This window comes from Streptomyces sp. CB02009, from assembly GCF_001905825.1.
GTDB lineage: Bacteria > Actinomycetota > Actinomycetes > Streptomycetales > Streptomycetaceae > Streptomyces.
Genome location: NZ_LIVV01000009.1, coordinates 149803 through 172925, shown reverse-complemented (window position 1 = coordinate 172925; position 23123 = coordinate 149803). Strand labels below are relative to the sequence as shown.

The window sequence follows — 23123 nt, the reverse complement described above, 5'->3', positions numbered from 1 at the left end:
ATGCGTATACGCCGGGTCCGTAGCCCTCGCCTGTTCCCACCGGGTCGCACCGGTAGACGCAGGCTGAGGGCTACGGCTCTTTCCGTACTCATCTCCCTGTTCCTCATGCTCACCACCGAGTCGGCACTCGCCGCGGGCGTCACGCTCGAACCGGTGAAGATGCCCAAGCTCTCCCTCTCCGGACTGTGGAAGTGGGTGAGCGAGAGCCCTCTCGACACCCCTGACCAGCAGGGCGGCACCGCCCGGGGCAAGAGCCACCACGCCTCGTCGGACGCCACGAGCCTCGAAGGCAAGGCCGGGCGCAAGCCCGGCAAGGGCAAGGGCGAACTCCCGCTGTTCGAGCGGGAGACCGACGACCCCGCCGAGACCCGCACCGGCAGGGCGCCGGGCAACGCCAAGAGCTTCGACGCGCGCACCAGCAGGCGCGACGCGAAGAAGTCCACGGCCACCTCGGACTACTACGTCAACGCCGACGGCTCCACCACCGTCCGCCACTTCGCCGGCCGCACCAACTTCAAGGGCGCGGACGGCACGTGGAAGGCCATCGACACGAGCCTGACCGAGGACAAGGACGGCCGCCTCCAGCAGACGGCCAACTCCCTCGACGTCGAGTTCGCGCCGGACGCCGCCGACAAGGCGCTGGCCTCCGTCGACTTCGGCGCCGGACGCTCGCTCGCGTACGCGCTGAAGGGCGCCGCGAAGACGGAGCCCACCGTCGCCGCCAACGGCACCGTGACCTACGCGGACGTGCTGCCCGAGACCGACGTGCAGCTCGTCCCGCTGGCGGAGGGCTTCAAGGAGAACGTCGTCCTGCGCTCCCCGCAGGCCGCGAACTCCTGGACCTTCCCGCTCGCGGTGAAGGGCCTCACCCCCCGCGTCGCCGCCGACGGCGACGTGGAGTTCACCGATGCGAACGGAAAGGTCACCGCGACCATCCCGCACGCGTTCATGGAGGACTCCAGGATCGACCCCCGCTCGGGCGACCCCGCCCAGTCGCGGGCCGTGACCTACGAACTGGTCACGGTGGACGGCGAGCCGGCGCTGCGGATGACCGCGGACCGCGCCTGGCTGGACGACCCCGCCCGGGTCTACCCGGTGACCGTCGACCCGACGGTGACCGCGTCGAACTCCACGTACACGCAGAACACCATCGGTGGTGACCACTCCACCGAGACCCAGATCAAGGTCGGCTCCTACGACTCGGGCACGAACAAGACGAACTCGTTCCTGCAGTTCTCCTCGCTGGGCACCACGCTCGCGGGGAAGCGGGTCACCGCCGCCACCCTGAACGTCTACGCGCTCTGGTCCTCCACCTGTGCCGCCCAGTCGTTCTCGGTGCACCCGATCACCCAGTCCTGGACCCCGTCCGGAGTGACCGCCTACCCCGGCCCGAGCTTCGGCGCGGCCATGGGCACGGCCACGCCCGCCCCCGGAGCCTCCTGCTCCAACAGCGGGAACTCGGCCTCGGTCGGCGTGAAGATGCCGGTCTCGCTGAACACGACGTGGTTCAACAACGTCGCCGGCGGAGCCGCGAACTACGGTCTGGCGCTCACCGCCCCGACCAACGACATGCTGCACTGGAAGAAGTTCCACTCGGACAACGCGGCGACCGCCGGCTTCCGCCCGGCCCTGGACCTGACGTACACGGCCAACACCGCGCCGCAGGTCAACGCCTCGTACCCGCCGCAGAACTTCCAGGCCAACACCCTCCAGCCGGAGCTGCTCGTCTACGCGAGCGACGCCGACAAGGGACCGAGCCCGCTGTCCTACACGTTCGAGGTCTACGACGGCGACGCCACCGGCACCCCCACGCTGGTGGCCACGTCCGGCGCGGTCACCAAGGGCAGCTGGAAGGTTCCCGCCGGCAAGCTCAAGTGGTCGAAGAACTACGACTGGTACGTGGAGGCCAGCGACGGCACCTCGGCCGTCGTGGAAGGCAGCCGCTTCACCACGGCCGTGCCGCAGCCGCCGGTCACCTCGGGCCTGTCGATGAACACCGACGGGCACGAGTTCGACCCCTCGGACGGCAATTACACGACCGAGGACACCGACGCCGACGTGCCGGTCATCGGCCCGTCGCTGGAGATCGAGCGCTCCTACAACAGCCTCGACCCCCGCGTGGACTCCGCCTTCGGCGCCGGCTGGTCGACGATCGTCGACATGAAGGCCGTCGAGGTCAAGGACGGCACCGGTGCCCTCACCAGCGTGGTCATCACCTACCCGGGTGGTGAGCAGGTCGCCTTCGGCCGGAACTCGGACGGCACCTTCGTGCCCCCGCTGGGCCGCTACGCGCGCCTCGCGGCCGTCACCGGCGGATACGCGCTCACGGACAAGGACTTCACGGAGTACGCCTTCACCCAGGCGACCGCGAAGACCGGCACCTACGCGCTGAAGACCATCAAGGACTACGCGGGCCGCACCGAGACCTTCTCGTACGACGCCAACAAGCGCCTCACGAAGATCACGAACGAGGTCTCCAAGCGGAACCTCGGCCTGACCTGGTACCAGCCCGCCTCGGCCACCGCCTGGCACGTCCAGACCGTCTACACCGACCAGGCCACGGCCGGCGACGCGAACTCGGTCCAGACCTGGCAGTACACCTACACCGGTGACCAGCTCACCAAGGTGTGCCCGCCGGCCGACTGGTCGAAGTGCACGACGTACACGTACGCCACCGGCAACCACTACCGGACCACGGTCCTCGACGCCGACCCGTTCGCCTACTGGCGGCTCGGCGAGACCTCGGGCACGGTCGCCAAGGACGCCCTCGACGCGAACCAGGGCCAGTACAACGGCACCTACAAGAACGTGACGCTGGGCGGGACGGGTCCCCTCGCGGGCTCCACCCAGAAGGCGGCCACCTTCAACGGCACCACCTCGTACGTCGAGATGCCGGCCGCGCCGGGCGCCACGCCCTCGTACACCTCGGTCTCGCTGTGGTTCAAGACGAGCACCGCCGGAGGCGTGCTCTTCTACTACGGCGACAAGCCCCTCAGCGACCCCGACCCGGTGGCCAACACCACGAAGAACACCCCCGCGGTGTACGTGGGCACCGACGGCAAGCTCCGCGGCTGCCTGGCCATGTCGCCGGGCTGCATGACGACGATCACGTCCACCCCGGTCGTCACCGACGGCAAGTGGCACAACGCCGTCCTGACCGGTGTCGCCAACAGCCAGACCCTGTACCTCGACGGTGCGGCGGTCGGCTCGCTCAGCGGCACCATCAACGACTGGGTGCAGCCGTACATCTCCCTCGGCGCCGGTGTGAACACCATGGGCTGGCCGGCGATGAACGCCAACGACAAGCTCGGTCACTTCAACGGCCAGCTGGCCGAGGTCGCGATCTTCTCCGAGCCCCTCCCGGCCGACGTGATCAAGACCCAGTACGACTCCGCCACCCGGTCGGCCGGTCTCCTCCAGAAGATCACCACGCCCGGCGGCAAGACCCAGGCGTCGGTCGTCTACGACACCACCGACGACCGCGTCCTCCAGTCCACCGACGGCAACGGCGGCACCTGGAAGCTCAACCCGCCGACCATCACCGGCTCGTCCCAGGTCTACCGCTCCGCCGTCATGGGCTCCGCCCCGGCCGGCTACTGGCGCATGGACGACACCCAGGGCGCGGCGCAGGCCGCGAACCAGGTGAACACCGGCTTCGGCACGTACAACAACGTCATCCAGGGCGCCGAGGGTCCCTTCGGTCCGGGTGACGCGAGCGCGGCGACGTTCGACGGCTCGACCTCCTTCGTGGAGGTGCCGTACGGCCCGCTGCACGCCAAGGCCGACCGCTCGGTCGAGCTCTGGTTCAAGACGGCCGAGCCCGGCGTGATCATGAGCGATCAGAGCGTCGCACCGAACAACCCCGGCGGTGCCACCGGCAGCTGGAGCGACCTGCTCTACGTCGGCGCCGACAACAAGCTGCACGGCCACTGGTGGAGCTCCACCTGCAACGGTGCGGCCACCCTCGGCTCCACGGGCACGGTCACGGACGACAAGTGGCACCACGCGGTCCTCTCGGCCGCCGGCACCACGCAGACGCTCTACCTGGACGGCGCGAAGCAGGGCACCTGCACCGGCGCCCCGAGCGACCAGACGACCTCGCGGACGTTCATCGGCGCGGGCTTCGGGAAGAACTGGCTCAGCTCCCCGGGTGACGTCTCCTTCTTCACCGGCTCCCTCGCCGAGGTCGCGGTCCACGCCAAGGGCCTCACCGACGCGGACGTGGCGGCCCACTGGTCCGCCTACAAGGCGTCCTCGGGCATCGCCCCGGTCAAGACGGTCAAGCTGACCGACCCGAAGGACAAGACCCTCACCTACGTGTACGACGCCGAGATGGGCAACCGCCTGCTCGCCGCGATCGACACCGAGGGCGACCGCACCACCTACGGGTACGACACCGGCGGCTTCCTCCACACCATCACGGACGCCAACGGCAACCGCTCCATCACCGGCCACGACGTGCGCGGCAACACGGTCTCCCAGACCACCTGCCAGAACACGGCCGCCAACAAGTGCTCGACGGAGTACTACACCTTCTACCCGGACTCGACCACGGCCTTCCCGCCGATGGACCTCCGCAACGACCTGATCCTCACGGAGCGGGACGGGCGCTCGTCCGGTCCGACCGACAACGCCTACCTCACGAGCTACTCCTACGACGCGGGCGGCAACCTGCTGTCGGTGACCACGCCCCCCGTGGCCGGTCACCCGAACGGCCGGACCGCCTCGACCACGTACACCACCGCCACCACCCCGGCGGCGGAGGGCGGCACGGCGGTCACGCCGGCGGGTCTCGTGTCGCAGGTCGTGACGCCGGGCGGCCGGAAGACGACGTACACCTACTTCGCCAACGGCGACCTGGCGAAGATCACCGACGCCAACGGCGCCACGGTGGAGTACACGTACGACAAGCTGGGCCGCGAGATCTCCAAGAAGGAGGTCTCGGACGCGAACCCGGGCGGTCTGGTCACGTCGCAGACGTACGACAAGAACGACCAGGTCCTCACCGAGACGACCCCGGCCGTCACCAACCGGGTCACCGGCGCCAAGCACCAGGCGAAGACGACCACGGGCTACGACCCCGACGGCAACGTCCTGTCCCAGACGGTCCAGGACCTCACCGGCGGTGACACGGCGCGCGTCACGTCGATGACGTACGACGCCACCAACCAGCTGGCGACCAGGACGGACCCGGGCGGCGACACCACGTCGTTCGAGTACGACGTCTACGGCAACAAGGTGAAGGAGACGGACCCCGCGGGGACCGTCAACACCTACACCTTCGACGCCGAACAGCGCCCGCTCACCACCAACCTGCTCGACTACACGGGCGACCCGTACAACCCGACGGCTCCGACGACGCTCGTCCAGGAGTCCCGGGCCTACGACCCGGCCGGCCGCCTCGCGTCGATCACCGACCCGCTGGGCTGGCAGACGGTGTACACCTACACCGACGACGGCCTGTCGGCCTCCGTGGTCCGCAAGGACCCGCAGACCGGCAAGTCCTTCACGGAGCAGGCGAACACCTACGACGCCGCCGGCAACCTGATCGAGCAGGTCACCAACGACGGGCAGACCCGCACCACCTTCACGGTGGACGCGGCCGACCGTACGGTCTCCGAGATCCTCGACCCCAACGGGCTCGCCAGGACCACGCAGACGAGCTACGACCCGGACGACAACGTGGTGTCGGAGACGGACCGCGACCCGGCGACGGGCGACCTGTCCACCACGGACACCCGGTACGACGCCCTGGGCAACATCACCGGAACCACCAGCCACGACGGCACCACGGCGCCGGTGGCCCGCTACAAGCTGGACGAGACGACGGGCTTCGGCCTGGCCGACTCCTCCGGCGCCAACAACACCGGTACCCACGGCACCGGAATGCACTGGAACACCGACCGGGGCGGCAACGGCGCCTTCGACGGTGACGCCAACTCGTGGGCGCAGACCAACGGCCCGGTGGTGAACACCGCCGGCAGCTTCACGGTCTCGGCCTGGGTCAAGCTGACCAACACGACAGCCAACCGGACCTTCCTCGCGCAGGACGGCAAGGAGGCCTCCGGCTTCCAGCTGTACTACTCGACGGCCTACGGCTGGACCTTCAACCGGCACGCCACCGACACCTACGACCCGGCCATCGTGCGGGTCTCGTCGGGCACCGCCGCCGTCACGGCCAACACCTGGACCCACCTGGTCGGCGTCTACGACCAGGCGAGCTCCCAGATCCGGCTGTACGTGAACGGCGTCGCGAGCGGCACCCCGGCCACCTTCGGCACGCCGTGGGAGGCCACCGGCCCGCTCCAGCTCGGACGCCGCTGGTACAAGGGCGCCTACGCGGAGAACCACCTCGGCGGCCTGGACGACGTCCAGGTCTACGGCGAGGCGCTCACCGCGGCACAGGTCACGGCGCTCAAGGGCGGCACCCTGCCGGCCGCGGGCTCCACGGTCCGCACCACCACGTGGAAGCTGGACCAGCGCGGTCTGCCGCTGAACCAGACGGACACCGCGGGCAACGTCACCGACTACGGCTACGACGAGCTCGGCCAGCAGACCTCGGTCACCGAGCCGGCCGTCATGGCGGAGCAGAACGGCGGGACCCCGGTCTCCGTCCGGCCCGTCACGATGACCGGGTACAACACGTACGGCGAGGCGACGGAGTCCTCGGACCCGCTCGGCAACGTGGTGACGACGGCGTACGACGCGGAGGGCCAGGAGCTGTCGACGACGACTCCCGAGTACCTCGCGCCGGGTGCGTCGGCCCCGATCCGCGCCACCTCGTACAACGAGTACAACAAGCTCGGCCAGGTGACGGCGGAGGTCGACCCGCTCGGCGGCCGCACCACCTACACGTACACGCAGCTGGGCGACCTGGCCTCGGTCACCGAGCCGGGCGGCGGTACGACGAAGTACACGTACTCCACCAACGGCGACCAGCTGTCGGCCACCCGGCCGAACGGCGCCCGCCAGGAGATGACGTACGACTACCTGGGCCGCGAGCTGACCAGCACGGACATCGTGCGCCAGCCGACCCAGCGGGCGTACACGGCGATCAACGAGTACAACGCGCCGGGCGGCGAGCTGTCCCGGATCGTGTCGCCGCAGGGCGTCACGGAGTCGTACAAGTACAACGCCGAGGGCGAGGTCACCGAGGTGACCGACGGCGCGGGCAAGGTCTCGCGCTTCACGTACGACATGGACGGACAGCCGCTCACGGCCACCGAGCCCGACGGCACCAGCACCCGCAACACGTACGACGGCTTCGGCCAGCTGGTGAGGACGGACGACCTGGACGAGACGGGTGCCGTGCTGCGTACGGCGAGCACCGGTTACGACCGGGGCGGCAACATGGTCTCGGCGACCGATCACCGCGGTCACACGAAGACCTTCACGTACGACTCCTCGGGTCTGATCACGAAGGTCGTCGAGCCGGTCTCCGCGACCGAGTCGATCACCACGACCTACGGGTACGACGCGGCGGGCAACCAGACCCGCTTCACCGACGGGCGGGGCAACCCGTTCCTGACGACGTACAACACGTGGGGTCTGCCGGAGTCGCAGATCGAGCCGTCCACGCCGACCCATCCGAACCTCGCGGACCGGACGTTCACGGCGGTCTACGACGGCGGCGGCCGGATCAAGGAGTCCCGCTCTCCCGGTGGGGTGAGCGCCTCCTTCGAGTACGACGTGAAGAGCCGACTGGTCCGCCAGTCGGGTACGGGTGCGGAGGCCGCCACGGCCGACCACACGTACGCCTACGACGCCGACGACCGTGTCACGGCCGTCGCCGGTCTCGGTGAGGAGAAGAACACCTTCTCCTACGACGACCGGGGTCTGCTCCTGACCGCGAACGGGCCCTCGGGCTCCTCGTCCTTCGCGTACGACGGCGACGGCGGGATGACCTCCCGCACCGACGCCTCGGGCACGTCCACCTTCGGCTACGACACCGCCGGCCGCGTGAAGACGGCGAACGACGGTCTGACGGGCTCGACGGCGACGTACGGCTACGACGTCAACAGCAACGTGACGTCGATCGACTACGGCACGGGCAAGGCGAAGCGCAGCTTCGGCTACGACAAGCTGGAGCGACTGACCAGCGACTCGCTGACCTCGCCGACCGGCAAGACGCTCGCGTCCTTCACCTACGGGTGGGACGCGAGTGACAACCTGACGTCGAAGACGACGACGGGGCTCACCGGTTCGACGGCCAACACGTACACGTACGACTGGGCCGACCGCGTCATGTCCTGGAACAACGGGACGACGAACGAGGTCTACGGCTACGACGCGTCCGGCAACCGGACCCGGGTGGGTGGCGACACCTACACCTACGACGCCCGGAACCGGCTCACGTCGGACGGTCACAGCGCCTACACCTACACCGCGCGCGGCACGCTGAGCTCGGTGACGGACGAGGCCAGCCGGGTGACGACCATGAAGGTGGACGCCTTCAACCGCGTCATCCAGGAAGGAAACCGCACCTACACGTACGACGGTCTCGACCGTGTCCTGAACGCCAAGGACGAGACGGGCACCGAGCTCTACGCCTTCAAGTACAGCGGCGACGGCAACGAGGTGGCCTCGGACGGTCTGTCGACCTACAGCCGAGACGCCGGCGGCGCCGTGGTCGGTGTGAAGAACGCCGTCAGCTCCGTGCTGGCCCTGACGGACCTGCACACGGACGTGGTGGCGCAGTTCACCACCACGGGCGAGGCGCTGACCGGATCGACGACCTACTCGCCGTTCGGCAAGGTCGTCCAGTCGGCGACGATGCTCGGTTCGCTGGGCTACCAGTCCGGCTGGACCGACCCGGAGACGGCCAAGGTCAACATGGCCGCGCGCTGGTACTCGCCGGAGACCGGCCAGTTCAACAGCCGTGACACCGTCTCCCTCAGCGGGGTCCCGAACTCGATCTCGGCGAACCGGTACGCGTACGCGGACGGCAACCCGATGACGGGCATGGACCCGACCGGCCACTGGCCGGGCTGGGCCGACAAGATCGTCAAGAAGGTCAAGAAGAAGGTCACCAAGACCGTCAAGTCGGCCTACAAGCACGTCAAGAAGGCCGTCAAGAAGGTCGCCAAGGTCGTCAAGAAGGCCGCGAAGGTCGTCAAGAAGGCCGTCAAGAAGGTGGTAAAGCGGGCCAAGCGGGCGGTCAGAAAGGCCGTCCGGTACGTGGCCGACAGCGTCCGGAAGGTCAAGAGATACGTCAAGCGGGTCTACAAGACCGTGAAACGTGTGGCCCACAAGGTCGTCAAGCATGTGAAGAAGGCGGTCCGCAAGGTCGCCAAGGCCGTCAAACACGTGGCCAAGAAGGTGGTCAAGGCAGCCAAGAAGGTCGGCAGAGCCGTCAAGAAGGCGGCGAAGGCCACAGCCAACTTCGTCAAGCAACACGCCTCCACCATCGCCTCGGTCGCCGTCGGCATCGCCGTCTTCGCGGGCTGCACCGCGATCACGGCCGGCGTCGGAGCCATCGGCTGCGCCGCCCTCGCGGGCGCCGCGGGCAATGCCGTCGGCTACGCGATGAGTGACGGACCCAAGTCGGTCGGCGGATTCCTCGGCGCGGTCGCCATCGGCGCCGTGACCGGTGCCGCCGGTGGCGTCGGCGGCCGTCTCGCGGCGAGCGCCGCGGGCAAGCTGCTCTCCGGCACGGCCGGCAAGATCGCGACGAACGTCGCGGAGAGCGCCGGCGAGGAAGCCCTCGCGGGCGCGGTCGAGTACGGCACCTCGTGTGTGAACAGCGAGGAGGGCTGCTCGGTCGCCGGAGCCGCGAAGGCGGCGACGATCGGCGCGGTCATGGGCGGCGCGTTCGGAGCCAAGGGCAGCGGCAAGGGTCCGAAGGCGAATGATTCGCCCGGTGGCTCCTCCGGTCCCGGGTGCCCGATTCGCCGTGGCAGTACGCCGCACAGCTTCACCGGCAAGACGCCGGTGCTGATGGCGGACGGCACGACCAAGCAGATCTCCAAGGTCAAGGCGGGCGACAAGGTCCTCACAGCCGAGCCCGGCAAGAAGACCAAGGAGATCCACGAGGTCAAGCAGGTCATCGTCACGAAGACCGACCGCGACTACGTCGACGTCACCATCGTCGCGAAGGCCGGCCGGAAGACGATCGAGACCACCAAGCACCACCAGTTCTACGAGTCCACCCGCAACGCCTGGACGCAGGCGGGCGACCTCAAGGTCGGCCAGAAGCTCCAGAACGGCGAGGGCGCGCCGAGGGTCATCGTCGACGTCACGTCGTACAAGGCCGACAGGACCACGTACGACCTGAGCGTCGAGGGTCTGCACACGTACTTCGTGTTCGCCGGTGACACGGTGATGGCGGCCGACCCGGGCGACGCGGTGCTGGTGCACAACTGCGGTGGCAGCAACCCCGCCCACTCGCGCACGTGCACCTGTGCGGCCGGAAATCAGCCGCGCATGGCCAACGGGAGTATGGGCGCCAACCCGAACCCGAATCCGAGCCGGCTCAACCGGGACAACCAGTACCCGTCGGGATACTGGGCGGAAACCCACCGGGAAATGGCGAGGAACTGGAAGGACAGCGCCGGAAACTGGTTGGACAACGAGGGTAATATCGTTCCGGACGCCGAACTCACCTACGAGCACACGTATGCGGTCGTCGACCATTGGAACGCCGAAGGTCATAACCAGAGCAGAAGCGAGCGGGCGAAGTTCTTCAATGACACCACCAAAATGCATCCCATGCGCCGAAAGGCGAATTCAAGCGGTGGTGGTAGCATGACGGCTCGTTATCAGCAGAACACAGGTCCCAAATACTCGAATTAGAGGAGGCCTCGGGTGTCATTTGATGTGGAGCAGGCTGTAAGTGAAATTCCGAACGTAGAGAAATTCCCTGGCCTCGCACGCGCGTGGCGCTGGTCGCCCATGTTCCGGTTCGTGTTCTCCCTGGCGATGAACGCGGAGGGGACGCGCATCCATCAGGTGAACGCCCGAGACTCCTTCGACGAGGACCTGGCCCGGGCGGTGCTTACGTTCGCACGTGAGCACCGTGCCGGGCTCGGGGAGGACCCCCGCCCGTTCGAGGTCGTGCCCGGGTTCTCCCACCCGGGTTACGACTTCGACGCCCTGGTGGCCATCCAGCCCGAGATCCATGGCTACTACGTGGGCCGGAACGAGGAGCTCAACGAGGTCGTGGTCGGGGTCTTCCCCGCGTATGCCCGGGAGTTCTCCGGGAACGAGACGCCGGATGAGGCGTTCTTCCGATTCAAGAAGATGCTGAACACGGCGGACATGACGCGCGAGGCCGTGCCGTTCCTCCGGATGAAGTTCGACAACACGAGGACCGGTGGTGGCAGCGAAGGTGACCTCCGCGGCTTCACCACCCCCGACGTGCTGCTTCGGGAGCTGGAGCTCCTGGAGGGCGCGCCCGGCAGCTTCGTGGAGTACGAGAACCGTCACGGACGGGTCTGGCGGATCGAGTGGAACGGCTCGTGGGCCGTTGACGGCGAGGCCCGGGAGCACCAGCCGGCCCCCGCCGAGATCCTGGAGACCCTGAACTGACCTCGTCCTCGATTCGAGGACGAACCCTGCTGAAAACGAGGGCCGTCCACCCGGAACGCCGGGTGGGCGGCCCTCGTGCTGTGCGGCGGCGGCCGCGACGACGGCACGGTGCCGTCCCACCCGCCACTGCGGAGGTGCAGGCACCCCCTGCCCCTCAGCCCGTCTTCGCCCAGTCCCCGCACCCCGACGACTTGAAGTACCCGTCCGACGCGCTCACCTTCACGACCGCCGTGCCCGTCACGTTGTCGTTCGCCAGGATCGAGTCCGTGCCGTGGCTCGCGTCCTTCGCGCGCTCCCAGTAGCACTCCGCGTCCTTGTTGCCCGTCGACTTGTACGTGCCCGGGGCGATGTCGACGCCCACCTTGAACATGCCGCCGTCGCCCTTGAGGGTCGTCCCGGGGGTGCCCTTCGCCTTCGCGTCGACCGCTTCCCACGTGCCGCAGCCCGTCGACTTGAAGAGCTTGTCCGTCGCCTTGATCTCGACGTACGCCGTGCCCGTCACGTTGTCGTTGGCGAGGATCGAGTCCGTCTCGGACGAGGCGTCCTTCGCGCGCTCCCAATAGCAGCCCGCGTCCTTGTTGCCCGTCGAGCGGTAGAGGCCCGGCTTCGCGTCGGAGCCGACCTCGAAGTCGCCGTCCCCGTCGATCGTGGCGCCCTTCGGCTTGTCCTGGGCCTTCTTGTCGCCGCCCTGCTTCGCGGGCTGCTCCTGCTTCGCGCCCGCCGTGGGGGTGTCGGTGTCGCCGCCCCCGCCCATCGCCGCGCCGATCGCGATGACCGCGACGACCGCGCCGGCCGCGGTGAGGACCTTGTGGCGGGCGAACCAGTTGCGCTGCTGCTGAGACATGGCTGTGGCACCTTCCGGGCGCTTGAGGACTCCGCTTTCGGGACTCCGTGTTCCGATGGAGTAATCACAGCAGAAGCTGTGAACCGAGTCAACACCGTTCACGCGTTGCGAGTTTGCTCACGCCGTGAATCGGTTCGGCCGCTATGCTCGGTGTGTTCACACACGTACGAGGGGAGACGGACAGATGCCCGAAGACAGCACGGCAGAGGTCACCGCCGCCGGCATCGCCCGGCTCGCGGGGGTCGGCAGGGCCGCCGTCAGCAACTGGCGCCGGCGCCACGCCGACTTCCCCAAGCCCGTCGGCGGCACCGAGACCAGCCCCTCCTTCTCCCTCGCCGACGTCGAGCAGTGGCTCCGCGACCAGGGAAAACTCGCCGAAGTGCCGCTCCGCGAGCGGGTCTGGCAGCAGCTCGCCGGCCACCCCTCCGGCACCGTCGCCGGCCTCGTGCACACCGGCTGCGTCCTGCTCCTCCTCCGCGCCCGCCCGGGTGCCTGGACCGAGCTGGCCGCGCTCCCCGACGACCGGCTCGGCGAGCTCCTGCCCGGTGTCTTCGAAGAGGTCCTCACCGCCCGCTTCGGTCTGCCCAGGTCCGTTCACACCCCCACCCCGGCCGAGACGCTCCCCGCCGTCCCCCTGCTCCGCGCCGCCGTCGAGCTGGCCGGCGAGCTGGGCGGCGCCCGGCAGGCCTTCGAGTTCCTGCTCGGCCGCCACCTGGACGCCAACCCGCGTCAGTACACGCTCACCCCGCCCCCGCTGGCCGAGCTCATGGCCGACCTCGCCGCCGCCGCGGCGGCCACCGACGGCCGTCCCCTCGCCACCGTCCTCGACCCGGCCTCCGGCACCGGCGGCCTGCTGCGCGCCGTCCCGCACCCCACCGCGCTCCACGCCCAGGACGCCGACCCCGACCTGGCCGCCCTCTCGGCCCTCCGGCTCGCCCTCCACGGCGACGCCGACGTCCGCGCCGCCACCGGCGACACCCTCCGCGCCGACGCCTTCCCGACCCTCCGCGCCGACGCGGTCCTGTGCCACCCCCCGTTCAACGAGCGGGCCTGGGGCCACGACGAACTCGCCTACGACCCCCGCTGGGAGTACGGCTTCCCGGCCCGCACCGAGTCCGAGCTGGCCTGGGTGCAGCACGCCCTCGCCCGGCTCCGCGACGGCGGCGCCGCCGTCCTCCTCATGCCGCCCGCCGTCGCCTCCCGACGCTCGGGCCGCCGCATCCGCGCCGACCTGCTGCGCCGCGGCGCCCTCCGGGCCGTCGTCGCCCTCCCGGCCGGCGCCGCACCCCCGTACGGCATCCCGCTCCACCTCTGGGTCCTCGTCCGCCCGGGAGGCGGCGAACGCCCCCCGGCCGAGACCCTGTTCGTGGACACCGCCGGGCTCGTCCCGGACGCCGGACGCGACAGACTCCCCTGGACCGTCCTGCGGAACACGGTGCTCGACGCCTGGGCCGGCCGCGGCGGCGAGGAGTCCGTCGCCCGCGCCGTCCCCGTCATCGAACTCCTCGACGACGAGGTCGACCTCGCCCCCGCCCGCTACCTCGCCGCCCCCGCCGCCGGCGGCACCGCACCCGAACTCGCCGCCGTCCGCGACCGACTCGACGAGACCCTCCGCCGCACCCGCGGCCTCGCCCCCACCCCGGTCCCGGCCCGCCCCGCGCCCCGCCCCCTCACCACCGTCGGCGAACTCGCCCGCACCGGCGCCCTCCAGCTCCGTACGGGCGGCTCGGGCACGGCCCCCGCCGGCGGCGGCGTGCCCGTCCTCACCGAGCACGACGTCCTGTCCGGCGGCGCGCCCTCCGGCACCCTCCCCGCCGCCGGCGCGGAGGGCGAGGAGCGCGAGGAGCCCGTCCTCGTCGCCGAGGGCGACGTCGTCGTCCCCGTCCTCGGCGGCGGCTCCGTCGCCCGGGTGGTGGACGCCGCCACCGCGGGCGCCGCCCTCGGCCGCAACCTCCAGCTCCTGCGGCCCGAACCGGCGGCCCTCGACGCCTGGTTCCTCGCCGGATTCCTGCGCGGCACCGCCAACAACCGGCAGGCCAGCAGCTTCGCCTCGACCGCGACCCGGCTGGACGTGCGCCGGCTCCAGCTGCCCCGGCTGCCCCTGGCCGACCAGCGCCGCCACGGCGCCCACTTCAAGTCGCTCGCCGAGTTCGAGGAGGCCCTGCGGCTCGCCGCGCGCCTCGGCGAGCAGCTGGTCCAGGGGCTGTACGACGGACTCGCGGACGGAAGTGTGGAGCCCGCGTGAAGGCCGTCATACTCTCTTGGTCCGACTTGGTCCGGTCAACCGCAGAGGCCTGATCGTCCGTCCTGGGGGAGCGTCGTATGTACGGTCAGGTGCCCACACCCGCGGCCACACCCGCGCCCGTGCCGCCGCGTGCCACCGGCCCGACAGCGGCCACGATCACCGTCCGGGTCCTCATCACGGTCCTGGTGGTCCTGTCGCTCGGCTTCCTCGCGTGGGTCGCCATGCTCCGGATCGCGATCATGCGGCGCACCGGGCGCGACTGGGCCCTCTTCTGGGGCCAGTTGGTGCTGAACGTCGGGTGTGTGGTGCCGCTGGAGCAGCGGTTCGCCGGCACCTGGATGAACACCGCCGGCATGATCGTGCTGCTGGTCCAGATGGCGCTCGTGACCTGCTACTTCCTGGTGGTCGACATCCGCCACCACCAGCCGGCCCCGGTGGTGATCATGGTTCCGTCGCCGTCGCCGCCCCTGTCGCAGCCGTACGGGTACGGCACGCCGCCGCCGGGTTACCCGGCGCCCGGGTACGCCACCCCGGGGTACGGCTATCCGCCCGCCGCCGTGACGACGCCGAGCCCGAGCCCGAATCCGCATCCGAGCCCGGGCCCGAATCCGTACGCCTCCACCCCGCTCCCGGCGACACCGCCCCCGTCCGTCCCCGCCCCGCCCGCTCCCTCGGGCGCCCCCCGTATCGAGCAGGTCCGCGCCGAGCTCGACGAGCTCAGCGACCTGCTCCGGCAGGCCGGGGAAGGCGACGGCCGGGCATGAACGGGCGCGTGATCGGCGGGCGTTACGAGCTCGCCACCGTCATCGGGCAGGGCGGCATGGGCCAGGTCTGGACGGCGTACGACCGCAGGCTCGACCGCCGGGTCGCGGTGAAGCTGCTCAAGCCGGCCACCATGACGGGCCCGGCCACCGCAGCCGACGAGCTGCGCCGCCGCTTCGTGCGCGAGTGCCGGGTGACCGCGCACGTCGACCACCCCGGCCTCGTCACCGTCCACGACGCGGGCAGCGAGGGCGAGGACCTGTACCTCGTCATGCAGTACGTCGAGGGCGCCGACCTCGCCGACCACCTCGCCGAGCACGACCCGTACCCCTGGGAGTGGGCGGTCAGTGTCGCCGCGCAGTTGTGCGCCGTGCTTGCGGCCGTCCACGCGGTGCCGATCGTGCACCGCGACCTCAAGCCGCGGAACGTGATGGTCCGTCCCGACGGGTCCGTCCTCGTCCTCGACCTCGGCGTCGCCTCCGTCCTGGACAGCGACACCACGCGCCTCACCCACACCGGTTCGCCGATCGGCAGCCCCGCCTACATGGCGCCCGAACAGGCCATGGGCGGCGCCGTCGGCCCCTCCACCGACCTGTACGCGCTCGGCGTGCTGCTGCACGAACTCCTCAGCGGAAACGTGCCCTTCGCCGGGTCCACGGCGCTCGGTGTCCTCCACCGCCATCTGTACGAGCCTCCCGTGCCGCTCCGCCAGCTGCGGCCCGAGGTGCCCGAGCCGCTCGAAGGGCTGGTCCTCCGGCTGCTCGCCAAGGACCCGCGGGAGCGGCCGTCCGGTGCGCACGAGGTGTACGAGGGGCTGCTGCCGCTGCTTCCCGCGCGCGGGGCCCCGGCCGGGCCGCTGGACCCGACCCGGCCGTTCCTCCGCCCGCACGCGCCCTGGCCGGACCGCCCGGCGACGGCGACGGCAACGGCTCCGGCGGCGCCGGTCGTCCCGGTCGTTCCGGTCGTACCCGCCGTCCCTGTGCAGGTCCCGCCGTCGCTGCCTGTGGCCGCTCCCGCGGTCGCTGCCGGGAGCGACCCGAGGTCCTCCTACCGGCCGCCGGCCGCCGGCGCGCCCGTGCCTGCCGCCGCCTCCGCGCCCCATGGCGCTCCCGTGCCCCCGGCCGCCCCCGCCCGGCCCGACGTCGCCGCCGCGGTCGACGAGGTCAAGCGGCTGCTGGGGGAGGGGGCGCTCACCCGGGCCGTCGACATGCTCGGCGGGATCCTGCCCGCCGCCGCGGCCGAGCACGGCGAGCGGTCGCCGGTCGTCCGCATCCTGCGCAAGCAGTACGCGTCCACGCTGATGGACGACGGCCAGTACCGGCGCGCGCTGCCCGAGTTGCGGCGTCTCGCGGCGGACCGCGACGCGGAGGCCGGGCCGGCGGATCCGCAGGTTCTTCAATTCCGTTATGACGCCGCCCTGTGTCTGGAGCAGCTGGGGGAGACGGCCGCCGCGCTCGCCGAGTTCCGTGCGGTGCTGCCGTACTACGAGGGCGACCCGGCCCGTGCCTTCGACATCCGGCAGCGGATCGCCCTGCTTCTCGTGGCGACGGGCGAGCACGCGGCCGGGCAGGACCAGCTGCAGCGGCTGCTGTTCGACGCGGAGCGGGCGTTCGGGCCGTATCACCCGCTTCCGGCGGACTTGCGACGCGTGCTGGAACACCAGCGTCAGTTGGGGTCCCGGTCCTGACGGAGCGACAGCATCACGACTCGACAACTGATCGGTCAATGGATCTTCGTGATCCCCTTTGTCCTTTTTGGTGCATGTAGCGTTCGCGTCTGATCATGTTCACGTCCCCAAGGAATCCCTCATGGCGACGCCGCCCGCGCCCTTCACCCCCGAGCAGCCCCTCGCTCCGGAGCAGCCCGCCCCCGCGAAGAAGGGCAGCCGCATCCTCAAGAAGGTCGGCGGTGTCGTCCTCGCGATCGCCCTCGCCCTCGGCGTGAAGCTCGGCCTTCCGTACCTCACCGGCGACGCCCCCGTGCACGCCAAGGCCGGCGAGTGCGTCACCGTGACGGGCCCGGACAACGACCCCAAGGTCGACACCACGGACTGCTCCTCGGGCAAGGCCGACCTGTACAAGGTCGTCAAGGTCATCGACGACACCTTCGACGTGAACCAGTGCGGCGCGGAGCTGTCGGCGCTCGCGCAGCAGCTGGAGTCGGACAAGTTCGTGCTGTGCCTGGAAGAGGTCGCCGCGAAGTAGCGCGAAGCAGTCGGCGCGCACCCGCACGTACGGGAAGGGCCGGGACCCCCGCGGGGGTTCCGGCCCTTCCTGCGTGCCGGACCCTTCCGGCGTACCGGGCCCGGCCGCCGCCTACGGTCGGCCGACGGGCCTCGGGTCCGTCGGGGACGCCGGGTCCGCCGGCTCCGCCCCGGGCTGCGGCTCCGCTCCGGGCTTCGGCACCGCTCCCGGCTCAGGCTCCGCCCCGGGCTGCGGCACCGCCCCCGGCTTCGGACCGTTCTCGGACGGCCGCACCGCCCCCGGATCGGGGGCCGCGCCCGGCCCGGTGACCGACGGGGCGACCGGGGAGGGCTCGGGCGTGACCGGGGACGTGCTGACCCCCGGGGGCCGGGCGGGCGGCGCCGGGGTGGGGGAGACCGTGCCGGCGGGCACCAGGAGGAGCAGGTACGCGACCGCGGCGGCCGCGGCCGCGGCGACGGCACCCAGCGAGGCGAAGGCGACGCCGCGCACCCGCCGCAGCCCCCAGCTCCGCCCCTCCGGGGGCTCGTCCCGGCGCAGGTCCCGGTACGTGACGAGGGCCGCGCGCGCGGCGAACGCGGCGCGCAGCCGCTCCTCGGTGACGGTGCGGGGGTCCTCGGCGCGCGGTCTCATCGGCCCGCCTCCAGCTTCTTCTCCAGGGCGTCGAGCGCGCGGCTCGCGGTCGACTTCACCGTGCCGCGCGAGAGCCCGAGCGTCTGGGCGATCTGCGCCTCGGTCAGCTCCGACCAGTAGCGCAGCACGAGGACCTCACGCTGGCGCCGGGTCAGCTGCGCGAGCGCGTCGAGCACGTACCGGTGCTCCTCGGCGAGCAGCAGCCCCTCGTCGACGGGCGGCTCCGAGACCGGGTGGGGCGGGGTATACGCGCGCGCGGTGCGGCGCCTGCGCAGTACGGAACGGGCGGCGTTGACGACGGCGGTGTGCAGATACGCCCCCGGGTCCTGGAGCCCGTGCAGGGAGGTGCCGTACGTCCGGCACACGGCGGCGAACGCGTCCTGGACGACGTCCTCCGCGGTGTGCAGGTCGTCGACGAGGAACAGCGCGAGCCGCACCATGTCGAGCCGCCGTGCCCGGTACAGCTCCGTGAGGGTGGGCGGCGGCCCCTGGTCCTCCGGGCCGTCCACCGCACGCAGATGCCTTCCCCGTACGGCCCCGGGGGCGTCGTCGGTCCGAGGCCGGGGGCGGGTCCGGGGCATGCGGGCGAGCAGCCGGGCCCACCAGGGCGACGGCCGGTCCGGGTGTCCGGGGACGGGTACGGGCACGGGTATGGCGTACGACAACTGCACGGTCCTCGATCCGTTGCGGGACGGAGGGGCGGCCCGGCCGGACCTGCGCAAGTCCGGCCGGACCGCCCGCTCCTCGGTGCTACCGCGTGCCGCTACTTCCGGACGCGGGGCGCGGGGGCGGCCGGAGCCGGGGCGGGCGCGGGGGCGGCCGTCGGCTTGACCGCCGGGGCCGGGGCAGGGGCGGGGCGAGCCCCCTGGTCGGCGGGGACGGGCACGGGCGCGGGCACGGCGGCCGGGCGGGGCTTGCCGGGCGAGACGACCTTCGGCGCGGCGCCCGGGGCCGGGGCGGCGACGGGCTTCGCCGCCGGGGCGGGCGCGGCGGGCACGGCGGCCTTCGGAACGGCCTTCGGCGCGACGGCCGGAGCGGGGGCGGCGGCCGGAGCCGCCGGGGCCGCCGGGGCCGCGTCGGGGACCGCGACCTTCGGCGCGGCGGGCACGGGCCGCGGACCGGAGTCGGCGAGGGCCTGCGCGGCGAAGCCGCCGCCACCGAGAAGGAGCGCGGCGCCGGTGATGACACCCAGGATGCGGGGGCGGGGGCGGAAGGTCCGCTTGGCGTGGCTGGACATGGGTTCTCCCGAGGAAGGGACGGACACGGTCAGGTGGATCGGGTGAAGGGCGCCTTCACCCCACCAGACGTGCGTCACCCCACGAGGTTGCGACCGGCTCCGAGAAAGTTTCCTGCCCCTTCTGCCGACCCCGCCCGGCGGCTCCTAGTCGCCCAGCAACCGCCACGCCGCCAGGGCCATGCGGGCCCTGGTCAGGCCCGTCGGGGTGGTGAGGTCCACGGACAGGGCCCTGCCGATCAGGTCGACGCGACGGGCCACGCTGCTGTGGTGCAGGTGCAGGGCGTCGGCCGCCCGGCGCAGCGACCCCGCCGCGCAGTACGCCTCCAGGGTGTTCAGCGTGTCCAGCGCCTCCCGAGCCTCCCGGGGCGTCTGGGCCTCCCGAGCCTCCCGGGGCGCCTGGGCCTCCCGGCCGTCCCCGTTCCCCCGGGCATCCTCCTCGGGATCGCCCGGGGCACCGGCCAGCCGGACGAGGGCCGCGACGTCGGGGTTGCCGCGCAGCACCTCCCTCGGCACCTCCGCGAGCAGCGCCAGCGCACCCAACTCGGCGTGTTCGAGAACGGGTTCGCGCGCGGTGGTGAGCCGCAGGGCGGTACGGGCCTCCCGCCACGCCAGGTCCGGCCGGTCCGCCGCGCCCAGGCCCGCGCGGACGCCCGCCGGGAACCGGTCCCGGTCCACCGCCGAGGCCAGGAGCACGCCGACCCCGCCGATCCGCGCCGCCTTCACGGTCCCGCCGGGGCAGACGGCTCCGCCCACCTGGTCGAGCGGCAGTCGCGGCGACCGTACGGCGGCCACCCTCACCACCGGCCCTGCGGCGAAGCCGAGGAGCCGCAGCGCCCGGGCGCGGGCCGCCTCGTCGGTCTCGGCGCCGATGACCAGCTCGACGAGCGCGGGGTCCGCCATGGTCGTACGGGCCGGACCGTACCGTTCGACGGCTCCCGCCACGGCGAGGGCCAGCCGGTCGAGCAGCACCTCGTCGAGCGGCCCGGCAGGCCCGGCCCGCTCCAGCCACACCGTGCCGATCTCCTCCTCGTCGAGGACGACCGGGACCGTGCCGGACGCGGGCCCCGCAGTGCCGGGGGCCTCGCGGCCGTCGGGCCCGACGCGGATCGTCCGCCCGGTGCCGCGGAGTCCGACGCCGGCGACGCACTCGGCGAGACCGGCGGAGGCCCGGGCGAGCGCGGGAAGGTCCACCCGCCTGCGCATCAGGGTGTCGTAGAACGCGACGATGCGGAGCGCGCCGTCGACGTACGGATCGAGTCCAGACAGCCGTACGGCCAAAGCCTCCATGGCAGCAGGATAGGAGGACGGGGCGGCGGGACGGTTGCGCCGATCGGCGCGCGATCGGCTCCCGATGCCCGACGGACGGCGGACGACCCGGCGCGGGCGGCTCCCCGAGGATGACCGTCATGGACCCCGAACTCGAAGCCTTCGTACCGTTCTTCCCCCGCACCGACCTCGCCGACCCGGTCACCGCGCGGAAGGACTTCGCCCGACTGGCCGCCGCCGTACCGGCCCCCGACACCACGGACATGGACGTCGAGGACCACGTGGTTCCGGCCGAACCGCCCGTGCCGGTACGGGTCTACCGCCCGCACGGGGCCCGGGGCGCCGTCATCTGGCTGCACGGCGGCGGATTCCTCATGGGCGACCTGGACACCGAACACCCGTGGGCCGGCCGGATCGCGGCCTCCTCCGGAGCGGTGGTGATCTCGGTGGGCTACCGGCTCGCCCCCGAACACCCCTACCCGGCCGCCCTGGACGACGCGTACGCCGTGCTGGAGTGGGCCGTCGGACACGCCGCCGCGCTCGGCGTCGAGCCGGACCGCATCGCGGTCGGAGGCCACAGCGCCGGCGCCAACCTCGCCGCCGCCGTGGCCCTGCGGGCCCGCGACCGGCAGGGGCCGCCGATCCGCTTCCAACTGCTCAACCAGCCGGGGCTCGACGGCCGGCAGGACTCGTGGTCGGCGCTGAACTTCACCGACACCCCGTGGTTCCACCGGTCCAAGGCCCTGGCCTCGTGGCAGCACTACCTGGGCGGCCGGCCCGCGACCCCGTACGCGGCCCCGGCCCGCGCCGAGGACCTGACCGGGCTGCCGCCGGCCTACCTCGCCACCGCCGAGTTCGACCCGAACCGGGACGAGGGCCTGGCGTACGGGCTTCGCCTGCTCCAGGCGGGGGTGTCGGTGGAGATCCACCAGTGGCCCGGCACCTTCCACGGCTCGCAGGCGCTGCTCTCCGCCGAGGTCTCGCAGCGGCAGAACGCGGAACTCGGCGCGGTCCTGCGCCGGGCCCTGACCGGATGAGGCCACTCCGGCCACCCCACCCTCCCCAGCCGACCTCACCCACGTCACCCACGTCACCCACGTCACCCACGTCACCCACCTCACCCCTCCCCGTCCGAAGGAGTCCGTACGCCGTGAAACTCCGATCGAAGATCCGCCTCTCCCTGATCGCGGGAGTGACCGCGCTCGCCGCCTGCGTCGGCACGGTGGCGGCCGCCGGGCCCGCCCCGCACCCGGCGGCGGCACCGTCCCGGCTCGACCCGGCCCGGCTGCGCACCGCCATGGACGCCGTCCACCGGGCGGGCGTCCCCGGGGTGTTCGACGAGGTGCGGGACGCAGGCCGGACCTGGCGCGGGGCCTCCGGGGTCGCCGACCTCGCCACCGGACGGCCGGTGAGCCCCGACATGCGGCAACGGGTCGGGAGCATCACCAAGACCTTCACCGCGGCGGCCGTCATGCAGCAGGTCGAGCGGGGCCGGATCCGGCTCGACGCGCCCGTCGGCGCGTATCTGCCCGACCTCGTACCGGGGGAGCGGGGCCGGCGGATCACCGTCCGGATGCTCCTCAACAACACGAGCGGCATCCCCGACTACATCGCGTACGCCTTCCCCTCCCTCCAGCGGAACTCGCCCGCCAGCCTGGACGAGAACCGCTTCCGTGAGTTCCGGCCGGAGGAGCTGATCGCGCTGGGGCTCGCGGCGCCGCCCGCGGGCGAGCCCGGCGGTCCCACCGGCGTGTACTCCAACACCAACTGGCTGCTGCTCGGCCGGCTCCTGGAACGGGTCACCGGAACGACCGCCGAGCGCTACATCACCCGTCACGTCATCGAGCGCGCGGGGCTGCGGCACACCGGGTTCCCGGGCGGGCCGACGATCGACGGGCCGCACCCGCGCATGTACGAGTCCCTGTGGGGTCTGCTCGAACCGCCGCGCGACTACAGCGTCTACAACATGTCGTGGACGGGCACGGGGGCCGCCCTCGTCTCCACCATGGACGACCTCAACCGCTTCTACGCACGGCTGCTCGACGGCGGCATCGTCAGCCGGTCGTCGCTGGCGCAGATGCAACGTACGGTCCCGGTCCGCGCTCTGGACGGGACGATGATCGAGTACGGTCTCGGCCTGCACAAGGTCGTCCTCCCCGGCTGCGGCACGTTCTGGGGACACGACGGCACGGTCTGGGGAGCGGGCACGATCTCCCTGACGCGGGCGGACGGGGGCCGCCAGATGTCGGTGGCGGTCAACCTCCAGCGCTGGAACGCCCGGAGCGCGGAGGGAGCCACGCAGCCCCACCCCGTCGACACGGCCCTGAAGTCGCTGTACGACCGGTCGCTCTGCGACGCGTGATCCCGCGGCCGCGGCCGCTGCGGAAGGCCGCCAAGCCGCCGAGTCGC

General features: G+C 71.8%; 13 protein-coding genes. 8 read left to right on the top strand and 5 right to left on the bottom strand.

Annotated elements, in window-relative coordinates; translation table 11 throughout:
- The first annotated feature begins 105 nt into the window (after window positions 1–105).
- Both AMK27_RS31490 and AMK27_RS31485 read left to right on the top strand, forming a co-directional pair.
- Complete coding sequence (locus AMK27_RS31490; RefSeq protein ID WP_241847659.1) at window positions 106–10791, top strand: LamG-like jellyroll fold domain-containing protein; 10686 nt, start codon at window positions 106–108, stop codon at window positions 10789–10791.
- A 99-nt stretch (window positions 10792–10890) separates the two neighbouring features.
- Window positions 10891–11526, top strand: coding sequence for a hypothetical protein (locus tag AMK27_RS31485; RefSeq protein WP_073915930.1), 636 nt, complete (start codon window positions 10891–10893; stop codon window positions 11524–11526).
- A gap of 154 nt (window positions 11527–11680) precedes the next feature.
- On the opposite strand, the gene AMK27_RS31480 is transcribed toward AMK27_RS31485, so the two are convergent.
- Window positions 11681–12370, bottom strand: coding sequence for a hypothetical protein (locus AMK27_RS31480; protein ID WP_073915927.1), 690 nt, complete (start codon window positions 12368–12370; stop codon window positions 11681–11683).
- A 184-nt stretch (window positions 12371–12554) separates the two neighbouring features.
- Here AMK27_RS31480 and AMK27_RS31475 point away from each other — a divergent pair, with 184 nt between their 5' ends.
- From AMK27_RS31475 to AMK27_RS31460, 4 genes are all read left to right on the top strand, one after another.
- The gene (locus AMK27_RS31475) at window positions 12555–14615 is read left to right on the top strand and encodes an N-6 DNA methylase (protein WP_073915925.1); all 2061 of its coding nucleotides are present in this window, start codon (window positions 12555–12557) and stop codon (window positions 14613–14615) included.
- Window positions 14616–14692: 77 nt separating this feature from the next.
- Window positions 14693–15379 carry a hypothetical protein gene (locus tag AMK27_RS31470; protein ID WP_073915922.1) on the top strand — a complete coding sequence of 229 codons (687 nt, stop codon included), beginning with the start codon at window positions 14693–14695 and terminating at the stop codon, window positions 15377–15379.
- Complete coding sequence (locus AMK27_RS31465; protein ID WP_073915920.1) at window positions 15376–17064, top strand: serine/threonine-protein kinase; 1689 nt, start codon at window positions 15376–15378, stop codon at window positions 17062–17064. The genes AMK27_RS31470 and AMK27_RS31465 overlap by 4 nt, the downstream gene beginning before the upstream one ends.
- A gap of 121 nt (window positions 17065–17185) precedes the next feature.
- On the top strand, window positions 17186–17581 hold the full coding sequence (locus tag AMK27_RS31460; protein ID WP_073915917.1) for an LppU/SCO3897 family protein: 396 nt from the start codon (window positions 17186–17188) through the stop codon (window positions 17579–17581).
- Between the two features lie 111 nt (window positions 17582–17692).
- On the opposite strand, the gene AMK27_RS43110 is transcribed toward AMK27_RS31460, so the two are convergent.
- From AMK27_RS43110 to AMK27_RS31440, 4 genes are all read right to left on the bottom strand, one after another.
- Window positions 17693–18211 carry a hypothetical protein gene (locus AMK27_RS43110; protein ID WP_073915914.1) on the bottom strand — a complete coding sequence of 173 codons (519 nt, stop codon included), beginning with the start codon at window positions 18209–18211 and terminating at the stop codon, window positions 17693–17695.
- On the bottom strand, window positions 18208–18876 hold the full coding sequence (locus AMK27_RS31450; protein WP_445194887.1) for an RNA polymerase sigma factor: 669 nt from the start codon (window positions 18874–18876) through the stop codon (window positions 18208–18210). The genes AMK27_RS43110 and AMK27_RS31450 overlap by 4 nt, the downstream gene beginning before the upstream one ends.
- A gap of 98 nt (window positions 18877–18974) precedes the next feature.
- Window positions 18975–19448, bottom strand: a complete 474-nt coding sequence (locus tag AMK27_RS43105) for a hypothetical protein (protein WP_073915909.1) — start codon at window positions 19446–19448, stop codon at window positions 18975–18977.
- A gap of 144 nt (window positions 19449–19592) precedes the next feature.
- Entirely contained in the window at window positions 19593–20735 is a 1143-nt protein-coding gene (locus AMK27_RS31440; RefSeq protein ID WP_073915906.1) for a helix-turn-helix domain-containing protein, read from the bottom strand.
- Window positions 20736–20854: 119 nt separating this feature from the next.
- Here AMK27_RS31440 and AMK27_RS31435 point away from each other — a divergent pair, with 119 nt between their 5' ends.
- Together AMK27_RS31435 and AMK27_RS31430 are read left to right on the top strand one after the other, a co-directional pair.
- Complete coding sequence (locus AMK27_RS31435; RefSeq protein ID WP_079188660.1) at window positions 20855–21751, top strand: alpha/beta hydrolase; 897 nt, start codon at window positions 20855–20857, stop codon at window positions 21749–21751.
- Window positions 21752–21864: 113 nt separating this feature from the next.
- Window positions 21865–23076 (top strand): serine hydrolase domain-containing protein, encoded by a 1212-nt coding sequence (locus tag AMK27_RS31430; RefSeq protein WP_241847658.1) that lies wholly within the window; start codon window positions 21865–21867, stop codon window positions 23074–23076.
- The last annotated feature ends 47 nt before the right edge of the window (window positions 23077–23123 follow it).